The 26,542-nt window shown below is 64.9% G+C and carries 30 protein-coding genes and 1 tRNA gene; 2 read left to right on the plus strand and 29 right to left on the minus strand.

The features are described from left to right. The coding region (locus ASC78_RS08745) for a response regulator transcription factor (protein WP_162246093.1) at positions 1–207 on the plus strand (207 nt) is incomplete at its 5' end. 45 nt (positions 208–252) lie between these two features. Here ASC78_RS08745 and ASC78_RS08750 read toward each other — a convergent pair. The 15 genes from ASC78_RS08750 to ASC78_RS08815 form a co-directional block, all read right to left on the minus strand. Next, positions 253–1,158: a type II secretion system F family protein gene (locus ASC78_RS08750; protein WP_055799403.1), complete on the minus strand. Its 906-nt coding sequence runs from the start codon at positions 1,156–1,158 to the stop codon at positions 253–255. A gap of 11 nt (positions 1,159–1,169) precedes the next feature. Then, complete coding sequence (locus ASC78_RS08755) at positions 1,170–2,162, minus strand: type II secretion system F family protein (RefSeq protein WP_055799405.1); 993 nt, start codon at positions 2,160–2,162, stop codon at positions 1,170–1,172. Between the two features lie 9 nt (positions 2,163–2,171). After that, positions 2,172–3,545, minus strand: a complete 1,374-nt coding sequence (locus ASC78_RS08760) for a CpaF family protein (protein WP_055799408.1) — start codon at positions 3,543–3,545, stop codon at positions 2,172–2,174. A gap of 66 nt (positions 3,546–3,611) precedes the next feature. Further along, the gene (locus ASC78_RS08765; protein ID WP_055799413.1) at positions 3,612–4,763 is read right to left on the minus strand and encodes an AAA family ATPase; all 1,152 of its coding nucleotides are present in this window, start codon (positions 4,761–4,763) and stop codon (positions 3,612–3,614) included. A 22-nt stretch (positions 4,764–4,785) separates the two neighbouring features. Next, positions 4,786–5,214, minus strand: a complete 429-nt coding sequence (locus tag ASC78_RS08770; RefSeq protein ID WP_055799416.1) for a TadE family protein — start codon at positions 5,212–5,214, stop codon at positions 4,786–4,788. After that, a complete protein-coding gene (locus ASC78_RS08775; protein ID WP_055799419.1) occupies positions 5,211–5,675 on the minus strand; it encodes a TadE/TadG family type IV pilus assembly protein in 465 nt (154 codons plus the stop codon). The genes ASC78_RS08770 and ASC78_RS08775 overlap by 4 nt, the downstream gene beginning before the upstream one ends. Before the next feature lie 5 nt (positions 5,676–5,680). Further along, complete coding sequence (locus ASC78_RS08780) at positions 5,681–6,949, minus strand: Tad domain-containing protein (protein ID WP_055799422.1); 1,269 nt, start codon at positions 6,947–6,949, stop codon at positions 5,681–5,683. A gap of 46 nt (positions 6,950–6,995) precedes the next feature. Beyond that, positions 6,996–7,172: a Flp family type IVb pilin gene (locus ASC78_RS08785; protein WP_055799425.1), complete on the minus strand. Its 177-nt coding sequence runs from the start codon at positions 7,170–7,172 to the stop codon at positions 6,996–6,998. A gap of 94 nt (positions 7,173–7,266) precedes the next feature. Next, positions 7,267–7,482 carry a Flp family type IVb pilin gene (locus ASC78_RS08790; protein WP_055799429.1) on the minus strand — a complete coding sequence of 72 codons (216 nt, stop codon included), beginning with the start codon at positions 7,480–7,482 and terminating at the stop codon, positions 7,267–7,269. A gap of 164 nt (positions 7,483–7,646) precedes the next feature. Then, the gene (locus ASC78_RS08795) at positions 7,647–7,925 is read right to left on the minus strand and encodes a hypothetical protein (protein WP_055799431.1); all 279 of its coding nucleotides are present in this window, start codon (positions 7,923–7,925) and stop codon (positions 7,647–7,649) included. An 11-nt stretch (positions 7,926–7,936) separates the two neighbouring features. After that, on the minus strand, positions 7,937–9,388 hold the full coding sequence (locus tag ASC78_RS08800; RefSeq protein ID WP_443082710.1) for a type II and III secretion system protein family protein: 1,452 nt from the start codon (positions 9,386–9,388) through the stop codon (positions 7,937–7,939). Positions 9,389–9,460: 72 nt separating this feature from the next. Continuing rightward, on the minus strand, positions 9,461–10,303 hold the full coding sequence (gene cpaB, locus ASC78_RS08805) for a Flp pilus assembly protein CpaB (protein WP_055799436.1): 843 nt from the start codon (positions 10,301–10,303) through the stop codon (positions 9,461–9,463). A 36-nt stretch (positions 10,304–10,339) separates the two neighbouring features. Next, on the minus strand, positions 10,340–10,924 hold the full coding sequence (locus ASC78_RS08810; protein WP_055799440.1) for an A24 family peptidase: 585 nt from the start codon (positions 10,922–10,924) through the stop codon (positions 10,340–10,342). A gap of 43 nt (positions 10,925–10,967) precedes the next feature. After that, positions 10,968–11,114, minus strand: a complete 147-nt coding sequence (locus tag ASC78_RS27695; protein ID WP_200934285.1) for a hypothetical protein — start codon at positions 11,112–11,114, stop codon at positions 10,968–10,970. Between the two features lie 269 nt (positions 11,115–11,383). Beyond that, a complete protein-coding gene (locus tag ASC78_RS08815) occupies positions 11,384–12,091 on the minus strand; it encodes an SDR family NAD(P)-dependent oxidoreductase (protein ID WP_055799443.1) in 708 nt (235 codons plus the stop codon). A gap of 144 nt (positions 12,092–12,235) precedes the next feature. On the opposite strand from ASC78_RS08815, the gene ASC78_RS08820 reads away from it, so the two are divergent. Further along, positions 12,236–12,311: transfer RNA gene (locus ASC78_RS08820), tRNA-Lys, on the plus strand. Between the two features lie 88 nt (positions 12,312–12,399). On the opposite strand, the gene ASC78_RS08825 is transcribed toward ASC78_RS08820, so the two are convergent. From ASC78_RS08825 to ASC78_RS08890, 14 genes are all read right to left on the minus strand, one after another. Next, positions 12,400–12,864, minus strand: a complete 465-nt coding sequence (locus ASC78_RS08825) for an acyl-CoA thioesterase (protein WP_055799446.1) — start codon at positions 12,862–12,864, stop codon at positions 12,400–12,402. 2 nt (positions 12,865–12,866) lie between these two features. Then, positions 12,867–13,394, minus strand: coding sequence for a MarR family winged helix-turn-helix transcriptional regulator (locus ASC78_RS08830; protein ID WP_055799449.1), 528 nt, complete (start codon positions 13,392–13,394; stop codon positions 12,867–12,869). After that, positions 13,394–14,170, minus strand: coding sequence for an SDR family NAD(P)-dependent oxidoreductase (locus ASC78_RS08835; protein ID WP_055799453.1), 777 nt, complete (start codon positions 14,168–14,170; stop codon positions 13,394–13,396). Before ASC78_RS08835 ends, ASC78_RS08830 begins: the two co-directional genes overlap by 1 nt. 89 nt (positions 14,171–14,259) lie before the next feature. Then, positions 14,260–15,873: an ATP-dependent acyl-CoA ligase gene (locus tag ASC78_RS08840; RefSeq protein ID WP_055799456.1), complete on the minus strand. Its 1,614-nt coding sequence runs from the start codon at positions 15,871–15,873 to the stop codon at positions 14,260–14,262. Next, positions 15,863–16,594: an ABC transporter ATP-binding protein gene (locus ASC78_RS08845; protein ID WP_055799460.1), complete on the minus strand. Its 732-nt coding sequence runs from the start codon at positions 16,592–16,594 to the stop codon at positions 15,863–15,865. The genes ASC78_RS08840 and ASC78_RS08845 overlap by 11 nt, the downstream gene beginning before the upstream one ends. Next, positions 16,591–18,387, minus strand: coding sequence for a branched-chain amino acid ABC transporter ATP-binding protein/permease (locus ASC78_RS08850; protein ID WP_055799463.1), 1,797 nt, complete (start codon positions 18,385–18,387; stop codon positions 16,591–16,593). The genes ASC78_RS08845 and ASC78_RS08850 overlap by 4 nt, the downstream gene beginning before the upstream one ends. Beyond that, positions 18,384–19,439 (minus strand): branched-chain amino acid ABC transporter permease, encoded by a 1,056-nt coding sequence (locus ASC78_RS08855; protein WP_055799466.1) that lies wholly within the window; start codon positions 19,437–19,439, stop codon positions 18,384–18,386. The genes ASC78_RS08850 and ASC78_RS08855 overlap by 4 nt, the downstream gene beginning before the upstream one ends. 43 nt (positions 19,440–19,482) lie before the next feature. Next, complete coding sequence (locus ASC78_RS08860) at positions 19,483–20,646, minus strand: ABC transporter substrate-binding protein (RefSeq protein ID WP_055799468.1); 1,164 nt, start codon at positions 20,644–20,646, stop codon at positions 19,483–19,485. 41 nt (positions 20,647–20,687) lie between these two features. After that, positions 20,688–21,155, minus strand: coding sequence for an aromatic-ring-hydroxylating dioxygenase subunit beta (locus tag ASC78_RS08865; protein ID WP_055799472.1), 468 nt, complete (start codon positions 21,153–21,155; stop codon positions 20,688–20,690). Further along, positions 21,152–22,477, minus strand: coding sequence for an aromatic ring-hydroxylating dioxygenase subunit alpha (locus ASC78_RS08870; RefSeq protein WP_055799475.1), 1,326 nt, complete (start codon positions 22,475–22,477; stop codon positions 21,152–21,154). The genes ASC78_RS08865 and ASC78_RS08870 overlap by 4 nt, the downstream gene beginning before the upstream one ends. A gap of 19 nt (positions 22,478–22,496) precedes the next feature. Then, positions 22,497–23,639, minus strand: a complete 1,143-nt coding sequence (locus ASC78_RS08875; protein WP_055799478.1) for an ABC transporter substrate-binding protein — start codon at positions 23,637–23,639, stop codon at positions 22,497–22,499. A 1-nt stretch (position 23,640) separates the two neighbouring features. Next, the gene (locus tag ASC78_RS08880) at positions 23,641–24,807 is read right to left on the minus strand and encodes an ABC transporter substrate-binding protein (protein WP_055799481.1); all 1,167 of its coding nucleotides are present in this window, start codon (positions 24,805–24,807) and stop codon (positions 23,641–23,643) included. A 46-nt stretch (positions 24,808–24,853) separates the two neighbouring features. Beyond that, positions 24,854–25,576 carry an SDR family NAD(P)-dependent oxidoreductase gene (locus ASC78_RS08885; protein ID WP_055799484.1) on the minus strand — a complete coding sequence of 241 codons (723 nt, stop codon included), beginning with the start codon at positions 25,574–25,576 and terminating at the stop codon, positions 24,854–24,856. A gap of 139 nt (positions 25,577–25,715) precedes the next feature. Then, on the minus strand, positions 25,716–26,528 hold the full coding sequence (locus ASC78_RS08890; protein ID WP_055799487.1) for a cyclase family protein: 813 nt from the start codon (positions 26,526–26,528) through the stop codon (positions 25,716–25,718). Positions 26,529–26,542: the final 14 nt, after the last annotated feature.

Consider the following 26,542-nt stretch of genomic DNA (forward strand, 5'->3'; position numbering starts at 1 on the left):
AGCCTGACGCAGAAGGAACGGCAGGTCATCCGTGCCGTGGTCGAGGGCAACGACGCTCCGAACAAGACGCTTGCGTCACGGCTGTTCGTGACCGAGCACACCTTCCGCAATCACCTCACGGCGATCTACCGGAAGCTGGGTGTGGCGAACCGGCTGGAGCTGTATATCTACGCTATCAAGCACCAACTGGATGTGGTGCCTCACTGAACGCGAGGCGTGCGACGCCGCCGCCTTGCTTCAGTGCACCACGGATCAATGGCCGCCGAGCATGGGCATCATGATGCGGATCACGCGAATTGCCGCCGGCGTCAGAATGACCATGGAAATGCACGGAAAGATGCACAGCACCAGTGGCAGCAGCATTTTGGTGGGCACCTTCGCGGCCAGCTCTTCCGCACGCACCTGCCGCTTGTGGCGGAGATCGTCGGAGAACACCCGCAGCGACTCGCCGATGCTGGTACCGAATCGGTCCGCCTGGGTCAGCATGGTCGCGAAGGTCCCGATCTCTTCCACCCCGGTACGAAGCGCCAGGTTGCGCAGCGACATCTCGCGCGTGCCGCCTGCGCGCATCTCGAGATTGGTCCAATGCAGCTCCTGCGCCAGGGCCGTGCTCTTGACGCGGATCTCTTCCGTGACCTTGACCATCCCAGCGTCCAGCCCGAGCCCTGCCTCCACACACACCAGCATCAGGTCGGCCGCATCCGGAAAATTCTCGAAAATCTCGCGTTGCCGGCTTCGAATCATCATCCGCAGCACGAGGTTCGGCAGGTAGCAGCCGAACAGCGCCGCAACCGACAGCCACAACAACGTTGTCAGCCCCTCACCAGCCCCTGCCGCGCGTACGGCCATGAATGTCAAGCCGGCCAAACCCAAGGGCAGCAGCGTCTTCAAGCCGAAGTAGACGAGGGCCGCATCCGTATGCCGGACGCCCGCGTTCAGAAAGCGCAGGCGCAGCGGCGACGTCTCGCCGTCTTCGGTAGGCGAGGACAACTGAGCGAACGGACCGACGATCTTCACGGCAGTTTCGGCCCACGCGGACTTTCCTGCCGAAGGTGCGACTTCGCGCAAGCGCTGCTCGGTGCGAGTTGGCAGCACCCAGATCATGAAGCCCCCGAGTGCGAGGGTAACGGCAATGAACACAAGGACAGGGAACAGCATGTTCTTCTCCTTCAGACACGGATTTTCACAATCTTGCGCAGGATCAGCGCACCGATCACCATCAGGCCCAGCATGTACTTGATAATCATGATGCCGATTGGGTCGGTCCACAAAGGCGACATGAACTCCGGATTGAAGACGTTCATGAGCGCTACCAAAGCAAACGGCATCAGCCCCAAGATCCAGGCCGACAGGCGCCCTTCGGCCGACAGTACCCGCACGCGCCCCAGCAGCTTGAGCCGCTCGCGGATAAGTCGGCTCAGATTGCCGAGCACTTCAGTCAGGTTGCCGCCTGAATCGCGTTGGATCAGTACCGACACCACGAAGTAGCGCAGGTCTGTGAGCGGCACGCGTTCGCTCAGGTTCGTGAGTGCCTGTTGCAGCGAGACCCCGAAGTTGACCTCGTCCGCCACCATGCGGAACTCGCCCGCAATAGGCTCCGACATTTCGTCACCGATCATCTGCACGCTGCTCGCAAACGAATGGCCCGCTCGCAAGGCCCGTGTCACCAGATCCAGGGCTTCTGGCAGCTGCCTCTCGAGACGCGCCAGACGGCGACCGCGCCGATGGCTCAGCAAGAGCAGCGGCACCGCCGCGCCAGCGCAGCCGGCCAATGCGGCAACCCACACAGGTTGGTTTGCCAGCGACATCATTGCCAGGAAAACAAGCACGCTCGACAGCAGGCAGGCAAGCAGGACGTGCGACACCGTCCACTCCAACCCAGCCTGCAAGATGAATCGATCCAGGCTATGCACTCGCGGCAGCTTCAGCAGCACGCTCTGCAACCACGGTGCGTCGCTGAGCATTCGGTCTCTCACGAGCCGCGCCTGCGCACCGCGGCTGCCACCGGCAGAGAGCGCCTGAAGCCGCTTTTCGATCTTTTTGGCATCGCCCCCCCGATAGGAGTTCCACAGTAAGTAAAGACCCTCGATGACCATCAGCACCGTGACGAAAACCAGCACGGCCAGAATGATGAGAGTGTCGCCAACCAGGTTGTCGAACATGATGGCCTCCTATTCGTAGTGCTTGTCGGGATCGAACATGTTGTCGGGCAGCGTGACGCCAAAGGACTGCAGCCGTTCAACGAATTTGGGCCGCACGCCCGTCGCATGAAAATAGCCTCGCAGCTGGCCGTCGGGGCCCATGCCCGTCTGGCGGTAGGCAAAAATCTCCTGCATCGTGACGACCTCCCCTTCCATGCCAGTGATCTCCTGAATGCTGGTGACCTTGCGCCGGCCGTCGATCATCCGCAGGACTTGAATCACCACGGTGATGGCCGATGCGATCTGCTGGCGCACGGTGCGGTGCGGCAGGTTCAGGTTGGCCATGCCAATCATGTTTTCCAGCCGCGCCAGCGCATCCCGGGGCGTGTTGGCGTGAATGGTGGTCAGCGAGCCTTCGTGGCCCGTGTTCATGGCCTGCAGCATGTCGACCGCCTCGGCACCGCGCACCTCACCAATCACGATACGGTCGGGCCGCATGCGCAGCGCATTGCGCACCAGCGCACGTTGCGTGATCTCGCCCTTGCCCTCGATGTTCATCGGCCGCGTTTCCATTCGCGCGACGTGCGGCTGCTGGAGCTGAAGTTCGGCCGCGTCCTCGATGGTGATGATGCGTTCGGTGGCGGGAATGAAGCCCGAAAGAATGTTCAGTAGCGTCGTCTTTCCCGCGCCGGTACCACCGGAAATCAGCATGTTGACCTTCGACTGGGCCAGGCCTTCAAGCATCTGCGCCATCTGCGGCGTGAGCGTCTTCAGGTCGTTCACCAAGTTTTCCATCTTCAGCGGAATCTTTGCGAACCGCCGAATCGACATCATTGGGCCGTCCAGCGCCACCGGCGCAATCACCGCGTTGACGCGGGATCCGTCGGGCAGCCGGGCGTCGACCATAGGGCTGGACTCGTCGATACGCCGGCCGACGAGCGACACGATCTTGTCGATGATTCGCAGCAGGTGCTTCTCGTCGGTGAAGCTCACGTCCGTCAGCTCCAGCCGACCCCTGCGTTCGACGTAGATCTGTTCGTGCGAGTTGATCAGGATGTCCGAGACCGTTGGGTCCGCCATCAACAGCTCGATGGGCCCGAAGCCGAGCATCTCGTGCTGGATGTCGCGTATCAGCGTGCGCCGCTCGATGTCGTTCAGCGCCTCGGGGTCTTCCTGCAGCAGCCGCGTGACCATGGTGGAGATTTCTTGCCGCAGAAGCTCGGGCTTCAGGGTTTCGAGCGCGGCCAGGTCAAAGCGGTCCAGCAGCTTCAGGTGCATTCGCTCTTTCAGGAGCTTGTAGGAATCCGATGCAAAAGACGAAAGCGTCGCCTCTGCCAAGTGCGGCCCCGGCGGGCGCGCGGTCGGTTCGGCTTCGATTGCATTGAGCTGTTCTCGAAATGACATGGGGAACCTGCCTTGCTATGGAAGAAGGAATAGGGAAGAAATGATCTACAGGGGCGCCTTGGGCGCTCAGGCTCTGCGGAAAAGCCGGCCAATGAACCCCGTCGATTCCTTTGGGCGCGGACTGAGCGAGTGCGAGATCTCCGCAAGCTGCTTGCAGAGCGGACTGCTCCGAGACATGTCGGCTAAGGGCACACCGCGATTGATTGACGCATCAACGTCCTTGCCGCCGTCGGGCACGCTGATCAGCGTGGCGCCGCCGAGCGAACGGCGCATGTCGGACAGCCCGATTTCTGTGCCCCCGGCGCTGCGGTTGACCAGCAACTCGACCTTGCCGGCCGCATAGCCCAGCGACTTGAACACCTGCATGAGGCGCGTCACGTTGCGGATGTGCGGCAGGCTCGGCTGAAGCACCGGAAAGATGCGGTCGGCACGGTCCAGAACGCGAATGGTGAGCGGATCCATACGCAGTCCAAGGTCGAACAGCACGAAGTCGTACTGGGCCGCAGCCACCTGGAGAATGGTGTCGATGTGCTCGGCCTTGACCTCAAGCGCACGCGAAAGATCATCCGGTGCTGCAAGAATACTGAAGCCGGGTGCAACTTTCACCGCGCTTGCGGCGAGCAGCGACGCGTCGAGCCGGCCGATGTCGCGCGCCACGTCGGCCACCGTGGACGACGGCCGCAGGTCGCTCACATAGGAAAGCGCATCGCCGAACTGAAGGTTCAGGTCGATGAGCAGCACCGATCGGCGCATCGAAAGCTGATGTCCGATGTTGGTCGCAAGAAAGGTCGCGCCGCTACCGCCCTTGCACGGCATGAACGCAACCACCTGCCCCTGTTCTCGCGCCAGCGTGCCGGCCATCTTGATCGCAATGCGCTCCACGGCTGCTTCGAGGGCCGCGGGCTCGGGCGGCGAAGGCAGCACCTCCCGCACGCCTGATCGCATGGCAAGAATCAGGAATTCTGGCGTCTGCATTGCACACATCAGCACCACCGCAATGGCGGGGTGGCGCATGGTGAGCTGCTCGACCATCTCCAGCTCCTGGGGGTCGCAGCACATGCCGTCCACCAGCATCAGGTCGGGTGCCGATCGCTCGACGACCCATTGCATGCGGCTCTTGCCTCCTTCGAACACCGAGACGGCGTGGGAGCGTGCCTCGAGTACCTTGCGCATTTCTTGCAAGTGGACAGGGTTGGGCGAGATGATCGAGATCTTCATGGTGGGTTCCGTTTCGTCTCTACTACGAGCAGATGGTTGGGCTGTGAGGGTCCTTCCGCATCACTTCGCGCGGCAGGAAGGTGGAAAAACTCGGCATCGGAATCAATGGCGCAGCCACGCCGACAATGGGCGAGATCCATTGGTAGTTGAGGCCGGTGATGCCAACCGTGACCCCCTCGCAGGTGGAGGCGGTGCAGCCCGCCGGCGTCCATGCCACGCTCGCCGTGGTGATCTGCGGCAGCAAGGCCTGCATGCGGGCCAGCACCAGCGCCTGCTGGCTGGTGTCGTCGCAGACCACGGCGTAGCGTGCCCCCGCACGCGTGGCCTCATTGGCCGCGTTCCAAGTGAACAGCATGCGCGCGAAATCCAGGATGCCCAGGAACAGCATCAGAAAGACGAGCAGGCCCAATGCAAACTCGACGGTGGTGGCACCGGCTATCTGGCGTTTCATGATGGAGCCCTCATGGTGGCGGTGATGTCGCTGAAGACGATGTCGCCGTTTGCATCGGCAAACACGACGCCCATCACCGACGGAAAGAGCGAATGGAAGGTATAGCTGCTGATGCGCACGGTCACCGTGTTGATGATTGGATTCGCCCCCACCGTCTGCCAGGTGCAGCAACTGCCCGCAGGCACGTTCGTCAGGCTCAGGCCACGAGCCAGCGGCGTGCCCGTGCCTGCGGTGTTGCCGTACACCATCAGGTTGCGAGCTTCTGTGATGTGCGTGCCCGGCGTTTGCACCGACAGGTAGCGAACCGCATCGCGGGTCGCCTTCACTACCGTGTTGTACTCGTACATGGCGCGGCCGAACTCGGTTGTGATGAATGTGAGCAGCAGCAAGAGCGGCATGATGAGCGCTAGCTCGATCAGCGCTGCGCCGCGCTGCGGCCTGGAGTTGGATGCCTTTTTCATTCGCATCACCTCACCAGGACCGGAACCAACGGACCCGCCGCACCTCCAGCGAGTCCGCTGGTCGTGCAGGGGCTGTTGATTGCACCGGCATTGCCGCGGAACTCCAGCCACGTGTCAGTCATTGGAATGCTCAGCGGCTGCAGCATCAGCAGGCAGGCGTAGTCGATGACATGCCCGGCGCCGTCGATGATCGGCGCAGTGACGATGCGTCGATCGGCCCCGTACTGCATGTGACCGCCCGCGACATTGCCTGGTGCTGCCAGTTTCTGGAAGCCATTGAGCGACAGCCCCGTGATGGCCTCGCAGCCGTTCGCGCCCTTCACGTTGGTGCCGGTGTCGGCGCAGGACGCAAAGGCTGCCCGCTTGGTCAGGAAGTTCTGGGCGCTCGCAGGCGATCCGGGTGCCGGGCCGTCGTAGGCATTGGATTGCGCGGGCCAGCTGAGGGCCGTGTAGGCATAGCCGGTGTAGTCGGGTCGCTGGGTGCTCGGATTTCCGCTGTTCTTGTAGATACCGAAGCGCTGGTTCCAGACGTCGACGATCGAAGTCTGGACGCCGGGCGTGCCGAGCACATCGCCCACCTCGGTTCCACAGTAGTTGTTCATCTCGGACTCGGTCTCCGAGGCGCTGTTGCTTCCATCGAGATTGGCCCAACCGATCTCGCCACCGGCAGCCCCGCTCTGCGCCTGGATCAGCTTCACCCACTCGCCGACTGCGAAGCCGTAGTTGGGCGCGGCGCTACCGGGCTTGGGTTTCACGCCGACGGGAATGGGGCATGTCGTCTGCGCGCTTGCGCGGGTTGCGACTGCGCTGGCCGCGACATTTTGCGTGGCGGGGTAAGCGGCAGCATTTCCGGAGAATGCGCCCATGACCTTCATGAGCCAAATGTCGATATTGGGCTGTGTGTGCGCGCACTGCGCATAGGTGGCCACGAGCGGATCGGTCGTGGGGGCATAGGCGGTATCGCGAAAGCTGATGTCAGCGGCGACGATCTGGCCCTGCCCACTCCATGTGACCGACTGCATGTTTACCCGGTTTGCGTTGCCTGCCGACTGCCCGGCGCTCTGGGCTCGGGTGATCGCGGTAGCTTGTTTGTCGAGCTCACGCGCCGCTGCCAAGGCGCAACTGTCCACGGCAGTCTGAAGCTCGGTCTTGACAACGAACAGGTGACCGAAGTCCAGCGCGATACCCATGAATCCAAGGAGGAACAGCAGGGCCAGAGCGGCGGTGATGATCATCGCACCGCGCTGGCGGCGGACGGAAGTCTGGACTTTCATGATCGTCTTCCTGTGCAGTGATGGCAGTTCGAAAAAGCCCCGCGCTTCAGCCGCAGTCCATATTGCCGAGGCAGGTACGGACGACCTCGACCAGATCACTGAGGCGGGTGTCAGTTGCAAGTGGCTGCAGCGCGACGATAAGCAGGATTGAGATCACAGCGACAATCAGCGCGTACTCCACCACCTGGGCGCCGCCCTCTTCCTTCAGAAAGGACTTGACCATGGGACTGCTCCTTTTTCTTTGAGAAGAATGCGGGCCTATAAACCGAGGCGGCGAGCGTGGGGCATGCCCCGCTCGCGCGCCTCAGCCCCAGCTACTAGATGCAAGAGGCCCCTGTAGTCAGACAGGTGGTAACGCGACCGATGAATGTCGCGAAGCCTCCAGCGGGATCTTCGGTAAGCCCTCTCAGCAATACGATCAGCGCGATCGAGACGACCGCGATGATCAGCGCGTACTCGATGACTTGGGCGCCTTCTTCATCACGCAGGAAGCTACGGGTAAATTGGCCGATGGATTGGAGAATGTTGGACATGAGTCTTTCCTTTCAAGGTTCAAACGAGAAAACAAGATTTACTGAATGAGTGAAATGTGTGCATAAGAGTGATGACTTTGGTCGTGACTCTCCTTTCGTACAAAGCTGGTTGCTAAAGAAAAAGGGCGATGGAAAGAAGTGCGATCGGTCGTTGGACCAGCGCACTACTTTTGGCCCCCTATCGCCCCGCCGATATTGATGACGTTCACCGCTGGCGGCGGCGTCTTGTAGGACTCCTGGTACTGCAGCATCGACTCGCGTGCTGCGCGGCCGTCCATGCCCACCACCGGATTCCCGTCTTTGCCGGCATTGGGGTTGAGCGTCATCTTTCTTTTGGCGTCGCGCACGGCATCGCCAAAGCGCGCGTCATAGTTGGGGGTGACGTGGGAGCAGCCGGTGCCTACGAGCAGCGTCAGCGCAAAGATGGTCGACTTGAAGAACATGGTGATGCTCCTTATTGGGTATCGCTGCCCGGTGCGACCGGGGCCGGGGTGCTGCTTTCGAGGCTTCCGTTCAGGTAGATCTCGGCGCGGCTTGGAACGACGTGGTTGTCGGTCGGAACGCGAGGCGAATCGCCGAGCGGCCGAACGAGACGCGGCGTAATGACGAACATCAGCTCGGTCTGGTCGTTCTGGAATTCGGTGCTGCGGAACAGCGCCCCCATCACCGGAACCTCGCCCAAGCCGGGGTAACGCTTCACGGTTTCGGTCGAGTTGCTCTTGATGAGCCCCGCGATGACAAAGCTCTGGCCATCGTTGAGCTGCACGGTGGTGTCCGCGCGGCGTACGGTCAGCGAAGGCAGCACGGCGGTTGCGCCGCCCACGGTGGTGAAGGGTGAACCGGTCTGCGACAGGTCCGACACTTCCGAGATCATCTTTAGATTGATCCGCCCGCCGTTGAGCACGGTGGGGGTGAACTTCACGCCGATGCCGAATTCTTTTTCTTCCAGCGTGATGGTCGAACCGGCGCGGCCGTTGGAGTTCTGCGAAACCGGGATGAAGATCTTTCCGCCCGACAGGAAGCTGGCCTGCTGGCCGCTGATGGACATGATGTTGGGCTCGGCCAGGATGCGCACCAGGCCGTCGTCTTTCTGGCCGTCGATAGAGATGGATGCGCGGCCAATGCGCAGCGCCTCGACAAGGCCGCCCCCGCCGCTCAAGAAGTTGGAGATCAGCGAATAGGTGTTGAGCCCGCCGCTGGCCGTGCGTTGCAGGCCGACGCGCGCCCCCAGGCGATCCAACAGCGTCTTGCTGACCTCTGCGATTTTGACTTCGAGCATCACCTGCTGCGGCGCCGCCACGCGCATCAGGTTGACCACCTTCTTGCCGTCGGCGCCATAGGCCATGGCCAGGCTCATCACGTCGTCGAGCTTGAGCGCATCGCTGATCTCGCCGGTGAGCACGATCGATTTTTCGGCGCTGCGCACGCGGATGCGGCTTTCTTCCGGCATCAACTCGGCGAGCTTGGACTGCAGCGCGCCCGGATCGATGGTGACGATGACGTCCTTGATGTAGCAGGTGCCGTCGACGCTTTGCAGTACAACGTTCATCGAGCCCGCCTGGCGGCCGCGGAAGAAAAGATCGGTTGGGCTCAGCAGCATGACGTCGACATCCGCAATGCCATCACCTGCATTTCGCGCAGCGGCAGGCGGCTGTGCGGCAGCGGCCGGTGCAGCCGCTGGCGCGCCGCTTGGCGGCTGACCGCTGACCACGATGCGCGCAACTCGCGCCTTGAGCGGGATGACCACCGACTTGCCGAGCACGGCGTAGGTCGGCTGGTCGTCCGGGATGATCGCGGTGCAGCGCCGGGTGGCAGGAGCGGCCGGTGCTGCGGCCGGGGTTGCAGCAGCAGCAGCCGGCGCCGCAGCCACTACGTCCGCGGCCATGGCGGGTGCCGCCAGCGTCATGAGTGCCGCCAGCAGCCAGGCGGGTGAAGAAGAAGAGAGATGTTGCACTTGTGGTTCCTCCTGCGGGGGTGATCAGAAGCAATTGAGCGAGCGGGCTGCGTGCTGGATAACTTCCACGCACTCAGATTGCCGCATTGCCACGGGGGCGGCACGCGGCACTCGCACGGGGGCCGGCCGCGCTGCCACAGTGGTGGAGATCGGCAGAATTTCCTTTTCGCCGAACAACTGGCCCTTGGTGATACCGGCGGTCGCAACCGTGGTCTTGTCCATCTGGTTGCGCAGCACGAGCGAGAGGGTTCCCACGCTGCGAGCCAGGTCGAGCTTTTCCGAGTCTTCGAGCGAGAGCTCGAGCGTCACGGCGCTGACCACCTTGGGTTTGGTGTCGTCGCGGTTGGCCTCCTGCGCCACCGCCAGCACCAGCACTTTTTCAAGTACCGTTTTGCTGATCTGACGGTTCTCCTCGCCACGGTTCTTGTCTTGTTGGGCATTGACCATTACGTCGACGTAGTTGCCTGGCAGTGCGAAGCCCGCTACGCCCACCACGTCGTTCACTCGCACGGTCATGGCGCGCTTGCCGTTTGCAATGACCGCGGAAAGTCCGCCCTTGGTGCCGACGGGCGCAAGCTTGCCCTCCAGAATGGCTTCGCCGCGCAGCACGCCAACCTTGACCACCCGGTCTTCCAGCGACTTGGCGTCCTTGAACGAGCCCGACGGCAGGGAGCCGCTCGGCCAGTCGACCAGCGACAGCATCTGGGGGTTGACCCGGCTTCCCAGCTCGATGTCGACCGCGGCCACGACCACCTTGTTGGAGGCGATTCCGCCCTGTCGCGAGACCCATCCCGCCGCGTAGACTGCGGCGGCCAGACCAGTGAGGAGGGCCAGCAGCAGCAGCCCGAGTGCCTTGATGTTTTTCATGCGAATCTCCGAGTGCGGTGGGACGAAAATGGCGGACTACACGTAGCCCAGTTGATGCGCCAGGACCTGTGAAATCGTCCCCACGCAAATGCAAATTCCGTAAGGCAGCTTTCCGATGGATTGCTGCATGTCGATGGTTCCGTTGGGCCGCAGGCCCGCAATGCCCGACATCGCGATGCCGTTCACGGCGTCCTTCACGTTGGTCAACATGTGACCGAGGCGGCGCCGGTGCATGGCAACGATCAGCGCGGCCGCGCCGCCCGCAATGCAGGTGAACAGAATGGCCCACAGCGTCTGATAGGGGCCGATAAAGGCACCGACCATGGCCATCAGCTTGACGTCGCCCGCGCCCATGATTCCCAGCGCATAGAGCGGCAGCATGATCAAAAGGCCCGTTCCCAGCCCAGCCAGTGCCTGCGTCGCGCCCACCAGCGGCGTGCGAGCCGCGAAGGTTCCGTAGATCAGCGCGAAGACCATGCCGCCGAACGTCAGCCAGTTGGGAATGCGATATGTGCGCAAGTCGCTGACTGCGGCTATCACCAGCAGGACAAGCAGCGCAACCATGCGGAAATCAGTTGCCAGCATTGCCAGCAGTCCGAAGAAGGCGTCGAATTCACGCATGAATGGCTCCGTATGTCGTTGTTGTTGATTTGCCGTTGCGCATTCAGGCGCTGCGCCGTACAGCAAACAGCAGCAACAAACTCACGAACACCACGAGGGAACCGAGCAACGCGAATTCCATGAACGACATGCCCGCGTCTTCCCGCAGCAGGTTCATGAAATTTCTTGGCGGCAAGGTGATCGATTCCATGCAGGTCTCCAGTGATGTGGTCGGCTGGCGTTGCCTTGCTGCCCTCATCGGGCACCAACGTTTCGCCGTGGAGTCACTGTAGAAATTGCGCCGCCCGGGCACATGAGCGGTGCGCCCCTTCTGAAGCGAGACAAGCGCCCCGCGCGCCCTGCCCGCATCCATGACAAAGCGCCTGCCCCCAAAACGCGCGCCATTGCGGCCGCAGAGGGCAAAAAAAGGGCCCTGGCATTGCGCCAGGGCCCTGTGTCACTACCGATCTATCTGCTGTCTCAGGTGTCGAGCGTCAGGTGCTGGCCATGCAGTGCCGCCGCCGCGGGCGACGCAAGAAAGCCGATGGTCTGCGCCGCCACTGCGGTCGACACCCATTCCGCCGGGTTGGCGTCGGGCATGGCCTGCCGGTTGGCCGGCGTGTCGAGCACGCTGGGCGCCACGCTGTTGACGGCCACGCCATGCGGCGCCGCCTCGGCCGCCATGGCTTCCACCAGGCGCTGCAGCGCACTCTTGGATGCGATGTAAGCCGCCATGGCCGGCAGGCCGCGCGCCGCCACCTTGGCCGTGACCGCCACGATACGGCCGGCGCCGTGCTCGATCATCGACGGCAGCACCGCCTGCGTGACCGCGACGAAAGACCAGGCGTTGAGATTCATCATGCGGTCCCAGCTTGCACGCGAGAGCGCATGCGTGGCCTCGCCCATCTCGAAGCCGCCCGCAATGTGGATCAACGCGTCGATGCGGCCGAAGGCCTTGAGAGCCTGGCCCGCAAGCTCCGACATCTCAGCCGCCGAGGTCACGTCGCCCGCCAGCAGCAGGTGCTGCGAATTGTCCAGGCCCGGGAAGACCTCGGACAGGTGGTCGGCACGGTGGTCGACCAGTGCAAGGCGTGCGCCCTGCTCCAGAAAATGCTGCGCCACTGCGCGCCCCAACGCGCCGGCGGCCCCGGTGATCACAACATGAGGCATGGTGGTTGTATCTGGCATGGAAGATTCTCCTGGTGGAGGGCCCCCGGGGACCCGCGGATGATGGCCAATGCTAACGCCGCCGCGTACAAAACCGTTGAACCCAGGAATTTTTACGCTATACTTGCGGTCTTGCCAAAAAACGCAAAACGTTTTCTAGTGCAAGGGCTCTTAGCTCAGTTGGTAGAGCAGCGGACTCTTAATCCGTAGGTCGAGTGTTCGAGTCACTCAGGGCCCACCAACCAACATCGCGGAAACGCTGAAAAGCCTGCTACCTCATCGGTAGCAGGCTTTTTTTATTGGGCGAGCCTGCGTAGGTTCGTTTGGCTTCAGGCCCGCGACGGCGTTGCGCCGCGCAAGATGGCCGCGCGCATGTCCTGCGGAACCTCAACCGCGCGATGGCTTTCGAGCGAGGTAGTCACAAGCACCTGCTTCATCTGCATGCGCAGTTCGCCGCTGGCGGGATCGAAGCAGCGCAACACGAGCGTCAGGGAGCGCGAGCCCAGCCGCTCCACCGCCAGGCCGAGCGTGACCTTGTCGCCCATGCGGCTCACGGCGCGAAAGTCGGCCTCGAGCCGCACCGTCGGCAAGCCGATGCGCCGCTCGCTGATAAACGCGTGGTAGTCGATGCCCAGTCCGTCGCTCACCCAGTCTTCCACCAAGCCGTTGAGCATGACGAAGTACTGCGGATAGAAGACGATGCCGGCGGGGTCGCAATCGGAAAAGCGGATCATCCGCGGGCGCTGGAACTCTGCACCTGAGACTTCTTGTGGCTGCGCTGCTGCACTCGTCATGTTCAGCCCTCCTCGCCCGAAGGCTCGCTGCGCATCACGTGCACGCGCAACTGGCCGAGCTGCGTGTGCATCTGCTTGACGGTCTTCATGTCGAGGCCCGAGAACATTTCCAGAATCCACTGCTCGTGTTCCTTGGCCATGGTCTCGAAGCTCGCGCGGCCCTTGGGCGTGAGGCTCACGATCCATGAACGGCGGTCGTCTGGGCTGTGTGCGCGCGCCACCAGGCCATCACGCTCGAGCTCGTCGGTCAGGCCCGTGACGTTGCCACCGGTCACCATCAGGTAACGCGACAGCACGCGCATCTTGAGGCCTTCTTCATAGCGGTAGAGCTGGGCCATGTAGTCGAAGCGGGCCAGCGAGATACCGAAGCGCTCACGCAGCCGGCGCCGGATCTCGGCTTCGATCTGCGTGGTGCTGGCGAGCATGCGCAGCCAGAGCCTGAGCATCGCGTGATCTTCGCGGCCGGCGCGGGCCTCGTGGCCGAGTTCTTCTGCATCGCTGAGCGCGGCATGCGAGGCATCGTTGCGCATCACATCACCTCCCCGCCCGAGACCGAGACCGACTGTCCGGTGACGGATGCGGCACCATTGCCGCAGAGCCAGCGCACCGCATCGGCCACCTCGGCCGGCTGCACGATGCGCCGCTGCGGATTGACGCTGGAGAACTCGGCCAGCGCGTCGGCTTCGCTGCGCCCAGTCTTGTCCACCACGTTGGCAACGCTTGCTCGCAGGATGTCGGTGTCGGTGTAGCCAGGGCACACCGCGTTCACGGTGATGCCCTTGCGCGCCACTTCGAGTGCGAGCGATCGCGTGAGCCCGATCACGCCATGCTTGGCCGCCGAATAGGCTGCGACGTAGGCATAGCCCTTCTGCCCCGCGGTACTGGCGACGTTGACGATGCGGCCCCAGCCGGCTTCGAGCATGTCGGGCAGCGCCGCCTGCGTGCACAGGAAACTGCCGGTCAGGTTCACCGACAGCATGCGCTGCCAGAGTTCGACCGAGGTCTTGAGAAACGGCGCGCTCTCGGCCGCGCCAGCATTGTTGACGAGGATGGCGATGGGCCCGCGCTCGGTACGGGCCAGTGCAAAGGCCGACTGCACCGCTTGCGCGTCGGCCACGTCGGCGGCGGCAACACCGTGCCCCTGGCCCGCGAGCGTGTCGGCCACGCGCCGGAGCGCATCGGCGTCGCGCCCCAGCAGGGTCAACGTTGCACCCTCCGCAGCCAGTGTGCGGGCAATCTCGGCGCCGATGCCGCGCGCGGCACCGGTGACGAGGGCGTGGCGGCCAGTCAGTGAATTTGCGTGCATACCTGAAATGTTTAGTTCTGAACGATTTTAGCGATTGTGACCTATCGCCTCGTCAACCGGCAAACTCGCTGCAAGCGTGCGGACGAAACTCATGCCTTGGCCGCCGAACGAGCGGCTGGCCCGCGGTCCCAGGTCTGCGCGCCGACGCCGCGCTCGCGCAGCTTGAACTTCTGAACCTTGCCGTTCTCGGTGCGCGGCAGGTCTTGCAGCACGTCGATGTAGCGGGGCACTGCGAAGTAAGGCAGCCGGCTCTCGCAGAAGCGAACCAGTTCGGCGGGGTCGATGCGCTCGCCGTCGCGCGGCACCAGCGCGGCCATCACCTCGTCTTCGGCCAGCTCGGATTGCACGGGATACACGGCGCAGGAGGCCACCGAGGAGTGGCTCAGCAGCACCTGCTCGACCTCGAACGACGAGATGTTTTCACCGCGCCTGCGGATCGCGTCTTTGATGCGGTCGACAAACCGGAAGGCGCCGTCGCCATCGCGCACCACGCGGTCGCCGGTGTGAAACCAGAGGTTGCGCCAGGCTTCGACCGTTTTCTCGGGCATGTTGAAGTAGCCGCTTGCGAAGGCGTGCGGCTCGTCGGCGCGCAGCAGCAGTTCGCCGGCTTCTCCGGTGGGCAGTTCCGCATCGCTTTCGTCGGCCACGCGCGCCTGAAAGCCGGGCCGAAGCCATCCCATCACGCCGCCGCGCGGCGAGTCCGGCGCCGTGGCAATGGCAAAGTTGGTTTCGGTGGAGCCGTAGCCTTCGAGCAGGCGAACACCGGTGCGCTCGAAAAAGGTCTTGCCCGCGGCGTCGGGCACGCCCGGGCCGAGCCCGGTGCGCACGCGATGATTTCGCTCCGCCTCGCCCGCGGGTTGCGCAAGCAGTATCGGAACCATGGCGCCCAGCAGGTAGACCACGGTGGCGCCATTCGCACGCATCGAAGGCCAGAAGCCGGAAGCCGAAAAGCGCGTTTCAAAGACGACCTCGGAACCCGTGAGCGCCGCCTGGGCAAAGGTGTTGAGCGCGTTAATGTGGAACAGCGGCAAGGTGGTGCACAGCACGTCCTCCGCGCCCACGCCCAGCACCTCCGCGCTATTCGCGCCCCACCAGAAATACTGCGCATGCGGGCACACCACGCCCTTGGCCGGGCCCGTGGTACCCGAGGTATATAGGATGGCCAGCGGATCGCCGGGCTGCATATCGGCGGGCGGAATGGCTGGCCCGCCAGCGGGATAGGCGCGCACGCGCACGCCGGCCGGCGGCTGCCATGCAGCACCGCTGCCCGCCGGCGCATCGCCGACAACCCAGATTTCCTCGAGCTTCGTCTGCGCAAGCTCCGCAGTCTGCAGGCGTTCCAGAAAGCCGGCTTCGATGACCAGCAGCCTGGCCTCGCTATGCGCCAAAAAGTACCCGATCTGAGGCCCCATGGAGGCGGTGTTCACCGGCACCGTGGAAGCGCCGATCCAGCCGGCACCCAGGAAGGTTTCGAGAAACTCGATGCGATTGCCGCACATGACGGCGATGCGGTCGCCCCGCGCGACGCCGGCTTGCGCCAGCACGGCAGCTCGCACGCCCGCCTCTTCGGCCGCTTCGGAATGCGACCACTGGCGACCCGCGATGCGCAGCAGCGGACGCGAACCGAACAGCGCCGCCTGCCGACGCAACATGTCGGGCAAAGTACGTTGAACGGCCGGCACCGCGCGCGGGTCATTCGTCATCGTGCGTTCCTCCGCCGAGGTAAGTGGCCTGCACCCGCGGATCGCTTGCCAGTTCGCCCGAAGCACCAGAGAGCGCGATCTCGCCGGTTTCGAGCACATAGCCGTGGTCCGACGTTTCGAGCGCGGCGCGCGCGTTCTGCTCCACCAGCAGGATCGAGACGCCGTCGTCGCGCAGCTTGCGCACGATCGAAAGAATGTCGCGCACGATGAGCGGCGCCAAGCCGAGGCTCGGCTCGTCGAGCATCAGCAGGCGCGGCGCGGACATGAGCGCGCGGCCCACCGCGAGCATTTGCCGCTCGCCGCCCGAGAGCGTGTCGGCGCGCTGCGAGCGACGCTCGGCCAGGCGCGGGAAACGGTCGTACACCGACTGCAGCTGCCGCTTCATCGCATCGCTGCGCAGCCGTTTGGCATAGGCGCCGAGCTGCAGGTTGTCGAGCACCGTGAGCTCGCCGAACAGCTCGCGCTTCTCGGGCACGAGGCACAGGCCGCGCTCCACACGCGCCTCCACGTCGAGCCCCTGCAGGTCCTCGCCCTCGAAGCGCAGCGTGCCCTTGCACGGCAGCAGGCCCATCGCAGCCGCAAGCAGCGTGGTCTTGCCCGCGCCGTTCGGGCCGATCACCGAGATGATCTGGCCCGGCTGCAGCTCGAGCGACACTCCGCGCACCGCCTCGACCTGCCCATAGGACACGTGCAGGTCGCCGATTTCCAGCATTGCGCTCATACGACGCTCCCCAGGTAAGCCGCCTGCACGCGCTCATCGGCCCGGACCGCAGAAGGCACGCCTTCCACAAGCTTGGAGCCGAAGTTCATCACCACCAGACGGTCCACCAGTTTCATCACGAAGTCCATGTCATGTTCGACGATGAGGATGGTCACGCCCTCCTCGCGCAGCTTGCGCAGCAGGTCGCCGAGCGCCATCTTTTCCTTGCGGCGCAGGCCCGCCGCGGGCTCGTCGAGCACCAGCAGCACCGGGTCCGCTGCCAGCGCGCGCGCAATTTCCAGGATGCGCTGCGTGCCCAGCGGCAGGCTGCCCGCGAGCTCGTGCGCGCGGTCGCCCAGGCCGATGCGATCGAGCTGGCGCTGCGCTTCCTGCAGGATCTGCTTTTCTTCGGCGCGGTCGAGCCGCAGGCCCGCCTTCAGGATGCCCGAGCGCGTGCGCGAATGCGCGCCCAGCGCCACGTTGTCGAGCAGGCTCATGTGCGGCCGCAGCTTCACGTGCTGGAAAGTGCGCGCCAGGCCCAGCCGCGCCACCTGCCGCTGCGGCATGCCGGCAATGTCGTGTTCCAGAAAGCGCACCTGCCCCGCGCTCATCGGCAGCGTGCACGTCAGCAGGTTGAACATGGTCGACTTGCCCGCGCCGTTAGGCCCGATCAGACCAACGATCTCGCCCGCGTTCACTTCAAAGCTCACGTCGTTGACCGCCACCAATCCGCCGAAACGCTTGACCGCACCCTTCACCGACAGCACCTGCGTGCCGCGCTGTGGCAACTGGCGATGCGGCAGCGGATCAACGACGGCGGCGTCGTAGCGCGAAGCACCTTGTGCACCGGCGCGCCGGCGGGTCCAGCGCCGCAGCAGGCCCATGAGTCCGCCCCGCGCAAAGTGCAGCAGCAGGATGAAGAGCGTTGCGAACGCCACGGCCTCCAGTTGCCCCGCACGCTGCGTGAGCATCGGCAGCACGTCTTGCAGACCATTCTTCAGCACCAGCACCAGCGCTGCGCCCACCAGCGCGCCCGCCAACTGCCCCAGCCCGCCGGCCACCGCCATCAGCAGGTACTCGATGCTCGCGCGCACGTCGAACGGCGAGGGGCTCACGAACCGGTTCATGTGCGCGTAGAGCCAGCCCGCCAAGCCCGCGAAGAGCGCGGCCGTGACGAACAGCGTGAGCCGCACACGGTAGGCGTCGGCACCGACGCTGGCCAGCAGCGTGGCACCGCCGCGCAGTCCGCGGATCGCGCGGCCCGGCCGCGATTGCAGCAGGTTGTGGCTGAACAGGCAGGCCAGCCCAACCACCACCCAGATCAGGTAATACATCGCGCGCGGATCGGCCAGCGACCAGCCCGCGATCCGCAGCGCCGGAATGTTCGACAGCCCCGTGTGCCGCCCGAGCGCATCGACATTGCCGAACAGCATGGCGATCGACAGCCCCCACGCGATGGTGCTGAGCGGCAGGAAGTGCCCGCCGAGCCGCAGCGTGAGCATGCCGATGGCCAGCGCCGACAGGCCCGTGAGCAGCAGCGCGAACAGCAGCCCGATCCATGGCGACATGCCCTGCGTGGTGGTGAGCCATGCCGTGGCATAGGCGGCAATGCCCACGAAGGCGGCCTGGCCGAACGACGTGGCGCCGCCCACGCCGGTGAGCAGCACCAGCCCGAGCGCGACCAGCGCGCCAATGCCGATGTCGTTGAGCAGCGAGACCGTGAAGCTGCCCGCCACCGCCGGCACCAGCGCCAGCACGGCGACCACCGCGGCGATCCAGGCCATGCGCTTGCCGTTTCTGTTGTTGTCGTTCATTGGTCCACCTCGTCTTCTTCCTCTTCGGCGTGGGCCGCAAGAAAGGAGCGCAGCATGAGCACGGGGATCAGCAGGCTGAACACGATCACGTCCTTCAGCGCGCCGCTCCAGAACGAGGCGAAGCTCTCGACCACGCCGACCGCCAGCGCACCCAGCGCCGTCATCGGGTAGCTCACGAGCCCGCCGATGATCGCGGCCACGAAAGCCTTCAGCCCGATGATGAAACCCGAGTCGTAATACATGGTGGTCACCGGCGCAATCAGCACGCCGATGAGCCCGGCCAGCAGCGAGGCGCAGCCGTAGGCGAGCAACGCCGTGCGCACCGGCCGGATGCCGACCAGCCGCGCGCCGATGCGGTTCACCGCCGTGGCGCGCAGCGCCTTGCCCGCCACCGTGCGCTCGAACACCAGGAAGAAGAGCCCGCTCAGCACGATGGCCGCGCCCACCATCAGCACCACCTGGCCGCTGACCGTGAACCCGTCGCCCAGCGTGAACACGGCGCTCGTGAGCGGCGTGGTGCGCGAGCCCTCGGGCCCGAAGAACAGCAGGCCGAGGCCCGACAGGAGAAAGTGCAGCGCGAGGGACACGATCAGCAGTACCAGCACCGAGGCATCCGCAATCGGCTGGAACACCACCCGCGCGAGCAGCGGCGCAATGGGCACCACCAGCAGCACGGCCACCGCGATGTGCACCGCCACCGGCACACCCGGCCGCGCCGCAAGCCATGCAAGCAGGCACGGAATCGCGGGCAGCACGCCCCACATCAGCACCGCCTTGGGAATGCGCTTGGTCTCCCCGCGCCGCAGGAGGCTGCCGACTTCCGTGGCCAGGGCCAGCGCGGCGAGCACGGCCACCATGCCGATGGTCGGCGGGACGCGGCCGGTTTCGAAAGCCGCGAGCGACAGGGCCGCGAAGGCCGCGATGTCGCCGAACGGCACGAACACCACTCGCGTGACGGAAAAGATCAACACCAGCCCGAGCCCGGCCAGCAGATAGACGGCACCATTGGCGAGGCCATCGGTGACGAGGATCAGCGCCACGTCCCATGTCATAGAAATGCCCCTCGGGGAATCGTGGTCGTTGGCATGAAGCGGTTCAAGGTGCGAGCTTCCATTGGCCGTTGTCGAGCTTGACGATCACGCGGGCGCGTTCGTCCACGCCGTAGAGGCTGCCGGGCTTGAAGCTGTACACGCCGTGTGTGCCCACCACTTCCTTGGTGCTGAAGATGGCGTCGCGCAATGCGACGCGAAACTCCGCCGTGCCCGGCTCCGCCTTCTTCATGGCGCGCGATGCGGCATCCGCAAACACCAGCCAGCCGTCGAAGGAATAGGCCGAGAAGGCGTCGCTGGTGGGCGCGTTGTTGACCTTCTGGAACGCGGCTCGGAAGTCGGTCGCGATCTTCTTGGTCGGATAGTTGTCCGGCAGCTGTTCGGCGACGATCACCGGACCGGTGGGCATCAGCGCGTTCTGTCCCGAAGCACTGACCACGCGCACGAAGTCCGGGTTGATCAGGCCGTGCTGGCCATACACCCCGCCCTTGTAGCCGCGCTCCTGCAGCGCAAGGAACGGCAGCGCACCCGGCGTGCCGGCGCCGCCAGTCATCACCGCGTCGGGCCGCAGCGCCACGATCTTCAGCACTTGCCCGGTCACCGAGGCGTCAGCGCGCGCGTAGCGCTCGTTGCTCACCACCTTGATGCCGGCCTCGGGCGCGGCCTTCATGAGCGCGTTGTAGACCAGGTCGCCCCATGCATCGGTAAAGCCGATGTAGCCGACGGTCTTCACGTTGTTGCGCTTCATGCGCTCGACCACCGCATCGATCATCAGCTGGGTGGGCTGCGCCACCGTCACGACCCAGGGGTTCTCATTGGGATCGAGCAGGATGGGGGTGAGGCCGATCATCGGCACCTTGGCCTCCTTGCCCACCTGCGCCATCGCGATGGCGGCAGGCACGCCCGAAGTTCCCATGAGCACGTCGACCTTGTCTTCCTCGATGAGCTTGCGCGCATTGCGCCCGGCGGTGGTCGGGTCGGAGCCGTCGTCCAGCACGATGAGCTGCACCTTGCGGCCATTGATCTCCGGCTTGTAGGCCAGCGCGGCCTGCATGCCCTTGGCATACGGCACGCCCAGCGAGGAGTTGGGCCCCGACAGCGACACGCTCAAGCCGACCTTGAGGTCGGCCGCTAACGCGCTCGCAACGCCACAGGCGGTCAGTGCCGCGGCGAGGGCACCGCGCGTCAAGGTCTGCATCAGGCTCTTCATGTCGTAGCTCCAGTGAGGAAGGATGGAATGAACGGGAAAACTCAGATGAACAACTGGACCGCAGGCAACGCGCGGCCAGCGTCGAGCAGGTCGATGCGCTTCTCGCGAATGGCCCAGCCCGTGGTCGTGCGCACGAGGTGGTGACGAGCGGTGCCGGCCAGCAGGACCTGGCTTTCGCCGCGCGCTTCTATGTAGATGAAGGGCGTGCGCAACCGCACTTCGCCGGCCGACTCGTGCTCGATGCGCGAAGGCTGCAGCACATGCTGGCTGTGGCTTGCCGGATGCTGCGAATGCGCACGCGGGTTCTTCAGGCGATCGACTCGCAGCTGCAGCAGCAGCCGGTCTTCGTAGGCCAGGGAGTTGTACGAGAACGGATCCGTCTGCGCCGCGCCGAGCAGCGGCACCCAGTAGTGGCCGTCTTCGGCGAACAGGGCCAACCAGTCGTCGAGGCGGCGCTCGTCGAGCAGCGCTGCTTCGTGGGCGGCAAAATCGCGCGGGTCGCCGTTCATGCCGCGGCCTCCATGCCCGCCGCCATCGACTTCGCCCAGGCGCGGAACTGGTTGCGCATGAGCAGCTCGTTGGTGCCGTTGGTGGTGATCGTCTCTTGCGCGAGTTCGGCCGGGTCGTAGTTGCGATGCAGGCTCACCCATTCGTTGCCACCGGCGCGCAGGCCCTGCTGGATGCTCTCGAACAGATGCACGTCGTCGTGCGCGACCACCGACATCGGCGAGAACACCAGCCGGTTGTAGCCCATCGCGCGCTCGAACAGCAGCGCGGGCGCACCTGCCGCGCGAAAGCTCCAGGCCTCGATGAGCGTGCGGTTCGCGGCCAGCGGACGGATCACCCGGATGGCCTGCGGCGAGCCCTTGACCGAAAGGCTCGGATACAAGACCGAGTTCTGGGGCGAGCGCTGCAATATCTCGGCCGCGCGCTCTTCGCCATGCGCGGCGCGCATCGCGGCCTCGTACTCGGGCAGCTGCGCGTAATTGGAATGGATGCTGAAGTTGACGCCCAGCACACTGTGGCCGTTGGCGAACACACGGCCGCCCATCTTGTCGAAGAACTCGTAGCCCGAACCGAATGGCAGGATCTGCTCCATTGCCATCGGCTTGGCATCGTGCGGCGCGCGGCCTTCCCACAGCGCCTCGGCCGCCTTGGTGGCCGACTCATGCGTCGACATCGGGTGCACCGTGTCGTTGATGTTCTCGAGGTACATCTTCCAGTTGCAGTGCACGATATTGCGAAGCACGCCGCCACCGGCAGTGAGCTTGCCCTCGGGCGAGCGGTCGACCATGTTGTCGATGGCGCCCAGCACCTCGCCGAAATAGTCCTCGAAGGAAGGGCCCGCATCGGACAAGCGCACGAACACGAAATCGCGATACACCTTCACGTGCTTCACCACCGAGAGCCCCTGCCCCGACTCGCAGGCCTTGAGCTGCGTGCCCTCGTAGCCGTTCTTCAGCGGCAGGCCGAGCGGCGCGCCATCGAGCTTGTAAGTCCACGCGTGGTACGGGCAGCGAAAGAAGCGGCCGGTGTTGCCGCACTCGTCCGTCACCAGCTGCGTGCCCTTGTGCGCACAGCGGTTGTAGAGCACGTGCACCGCGCCATCGGGCTGCCGCACCATGAGCAACGGCCGTCCCGCAATGTCTTGCGCCACGAAGTCGCCCGCCTCCGGCACCTGGCTCGCATGGCCGAGAAACACCCAGGTGGTCGCGAACAGATGCTCCTGTTCGAGCGCGAAGATCTCATCACTCAGGTAGAGGTCGCGGTGCACGCGGTCGTGCTGCACCAGGGCGGCAATGCGATCGGGATGATGGCGGTAGCTGGTCATCGGCGTGCTCGGGCTTATTTCAGGGCACCAGCTTCCACTGGCCCTTGTTCATCTGCACGATCACCACGCCGCGCTGATCGGAGCCGTAGCGGTCGTCGGGCTTGAAGGTGTAGATGCCGTGTGTACCCACCAGCTCGCGGGTCGCCACGATGGCGTCGCGAAGCGCCGTGCGATATTGCGGCGTGCCCGGCTCGCCCTTGGTGCGCGAAACTGCATCGGCCAGAAGCAGATAGGCGTCGTAGGTGTACGACGAGAAAGCATCGGTGGGCATCGAGCCGTTCGCCTTCTGATAGGCGTTGCGAAAGCCCATCGACACCTTCTTGATCGGGTTGCTGTCGGGCAGCTGATCGGCCACCAGCACAGGGCCACTGGGCACTTGCAGGCCCTCGATCGAGTTGCCGCCTACGCGCACGAAGTCGGCGTTGATGAGCCCGTGCGTCCCGTAGATCTTGCCCTTGTAGCCGCGCTCGGCCAGTGCGATGTAGGGCAGCGCGCCGGGTGTGCCCGAGTTGCCGGCAAACACCGCGTCGGGCCGGGTGGCGACGATCTTCAGCACCTGCCCGGCGACCGACGAATCGCTGCGCGCGTAGCGCTCGTTCGCCACCACCTTGATGCCGGCCTTCTCGACGCTCTTCACGAGCGAGTCGTACGCCAGGTCGCCGAGCGCGTCGGAAAATCCGATGAAGGCCACCGTCTTCACGCCGGACTTCTGCATGCGGTCGACCACACCCGCGACCATCAGTGGGAACGGCTGCGACACCGTCACCGTCCACGCGCCTTCGGCGCCCGGAATGGTGACTGGCGTCGGCGAGATCAGCGGCGTGTTGAGTTCGCGCGCTACCGAAGCGATAGCCATTGCGCCCGGCACGCCCGAGGTACCGATCAGCACGTCGACCTTGTCCTCCGTCACCAGCTTGCGCGCGTTGCGGCCAGCTGTGGTGGGGTCGGAGGCATCATCGAGCACGATCAGTTGGACCTTGCGGCCGCCGATCTCCGGACGCTCCGCAATGGCAGCGCGAATGCCCTTTTCATACGGCACGCCCAATGCGGCCACCGGGCCCGAAAGCGAGCTGATGAAGCCGATCTTGAGGTCGGCCGCCATGGCCTGCGCGGCGGCCAGCGCAACCGCGGTGGCGCCAAGAAATCGAGTGAGTTTTTTCATGTCAGGGAACCAGCTTCCACTGGCCTTTTTCAAGCTTGACCACCACACGCGAACGCTCGTCCGATCCATACCGATCGTTCGGCTTGAAGTTGTAGACGCTGTGCGTACCCACGAGCTCCTTGGTGCTCACGATGGCGTCTCGCAGCGCCAGGCGGAACTGCGGCGTGCCCGGCTCGGCCTTGGTCGCAAGCGCGCGCTGCGCCGCGTCCAGGTACAGGAGCCATGCATCGAAGCTGTAGGCAGAGAAGGCATCGGTCGGCGGCACGCCGTTGGCCTTCTGGTAGGCCGCGCGGAAATCCATCGACACCTTGCGGATCGGGTTCTCGTTCGGCAGTTGCTCGGCCACGATCACCGGGCCGGTGGGTGCGAGCAGGCCTTCGACAGATGTACCGCCCACGCGCACGAAGTCCGGGTTGATGAGCGCATGCATGCCGTAGATCTGGCCCTTGTAGTCGCGCTCCGCGAGCGCCAGGTAGGGCAGCGCGCCGGGCGTGCCCGAGGTACCGGTGATCACCGCATCGGGGCGCAGCGCGACGATCTTCAGCACCTGGCCCGTCACCGACGAATCGGCGCGCGCATAGCGCTCATTCGACACGATCTTGATGCCGGCAGGCTCCGCGCTCTTTTGCAGCGCGTCGTACACCAGGTCGCCCCAGGCATCGGAGAAACCGATGTAGCCGACCGTCTTCACGCCTGACTTCTTCATGCGATCGACCACCGCGCTCACCATCAATGGTGCAGGCTGCGGCAGCGTCACCATCCATGCGCCCTCCTCGCCCGGCAGGTTGGCGTTGGCGATCGAGATCAGCGGCGTCTTGGTTTCGCGCGCCACGCCGGCAATGGCCAGCGCGCCGGGCGATCCTGCCGTACCGATGATGACGTCGACCTTGTCCTCGTCAATCATCTTGCGGGCGTTGCGCGCGGCCGTGGAAGGGTCGGACGCATCGTCGAGCTGCACCAGCTGGATCTTCCGGCCGCCCACCTTCGACTTGTAGGCGATGGCGGCCTTCATGCCCTTCTCATAGGGAATGCCGAGCGACGACACCGGTCCCGACAACGAGGTGATGAAACCGACCTTGAGATCGGCGGCCCATGCGCCCGCGGCGCCCAGCGCTCCAAAGGCTGCAGCAATGCCCGCGAGGGCACGGAATCGGTTCAGGACTTTCATGGCGATGCTCCAGAAGTAAGGAATGAACGTGACGAACGCTGAATGACTAGAGGGCGAGGCTGCCGACACTGGTGCCGCCGCACACGTAGAGAACCTGCCCGGTGATGAAGCTGCTGGCCGGGTCGGCAAAGAAACGCACCGCGCGCGCCACGTCGCCCGATTCGCCGAGCCGCTTGACGGGCACGGAAGCCGCAAGCGCGCGTTCCTTCTCGCTGCCGGCCTCCACCACGTCGTAGAACATGTCGGTTCGAATCGGGCCGGGTGCCACCACGTTCACCGTGATGCCATCCGCGGCGAGCTCGAGCGCCCAGGTGCGCGCCATGCCCAGCATGCCGGCCTTCGTCGCGGAATAGCTGGTGCGCGTGGCCAGCCCCAGCGCGGCGCGCGACGACAGCAGCACCACACGGCCGAACCGCCGTGCGCGCATCGCAGGCAATGCGCCTTGCACGAGCTGGATTGCGCAACCCAGATGCAGGTCGACCAGCGCATCGAGATCGTCGAGCTTGACTTCGGGCAGCAGCGCGGCCCGGATCACGCCCGCGTTGTGGACGATGGTGGTCGGCGCAAAGCGTTCGACCAGTTCGCGCACCGCTTCGCCGGTAGCGGCACGGTCGCTCAGGTCGACCTCGATGCTGTGCAGCTTCGGATGTTCGATCTCGGACTTGCGGCGCGCGAGCGACACCACCTCGTAGCCCTGCGCGAGCAAGTCTTCGCAGATCGCCTTGCCGATGCCGGCGCTGCCGCCGGTGACGGCTGCTACCTTGTTCATGCGCGCGCTCCCTGTCTTGCCCCCTCCCCCGCACGCGGGAGAGGGCTGGGGTGAGGGCGAGCGCAAGGCACAGAGCCCTCATCCCCCGCCTTCTCCCGCAAGCGGGAGAAGGAGCCAAAGCCAATACCGCGGCAGCGAGTCATAGCGATGCTCCCACGAGTGCCAGCACGCGCAGCGGACTGCCACTGCCCTTCTCGATCTTGAGCGGCGGGCAGATCAGCACTGCGCCCGATGGCGGCAGCAGGTCGAGGTTGCTCAGGCACTGCAGTCCATAGCGGCCCGCACCGTGCATGTAGTAATGGCACGGATACGGCGGCCGCAGGTGATAGCCCTGCCCCGCATCGGTACCGATGGCCTCGGAGCCGAAGCCCAGCACGTCGCGCTGCTCTACCAGGAAGCGCACGGCCTCGGTGCTCGGGCCGGGCGTGTGCTGGCCGGTCTCGTCGAAGTTCTGATAGGCCGCCGGGTCGCTGCGCTTGGACCAGTCGGTGCGCATCAGCACCCACGCGCCCTTCGGGATGCGGCCGTGCGCGGCTTCGTAGCGCTCGATGTCGGCCACGCTTAGCAGGTAGTCGTCGTTCGCCTGCGCATCGGCCGAGCAGTCGATCACGCAGGCAGGGGCCACGAAGTGCTGCACGGGAATCGTGTCGACGGAATTGTTCGGCAGGTCGCGGCCCGAGATCCAGTGGATCGGCGCGTCGAAGTGCGTGCCCGTGTGCTCGCCGCAGGAAAAGTTGTTCCAGTACCAGCCCGGGCCGCGCTCGTCGTACTTGGACACTTCCTCGATGCGAAAGGGCCAGCACTGGCCCATCTCGGGCGGCAGCGCGATCTGCGGGAACTCGGGCGTGAGCGTCTGCGTGAGGTCGATCACGCGGATGCGACCGCTCGCCATGGCGGTCACGAGGCCGCCGAGGATCTCGGCGGCGGACATCAGTTCGGTCGTTGTCGTCATCGTGTGGCTCCTGT

This window comes from Variovorax sp. Root318D1, assembly GCF_001424835.1.
GTDB lineage: Bacteria > Pseudomonadota > Gammaproteobacteria > Burkholderiales > Burkholderiaceae_C > Variovorax.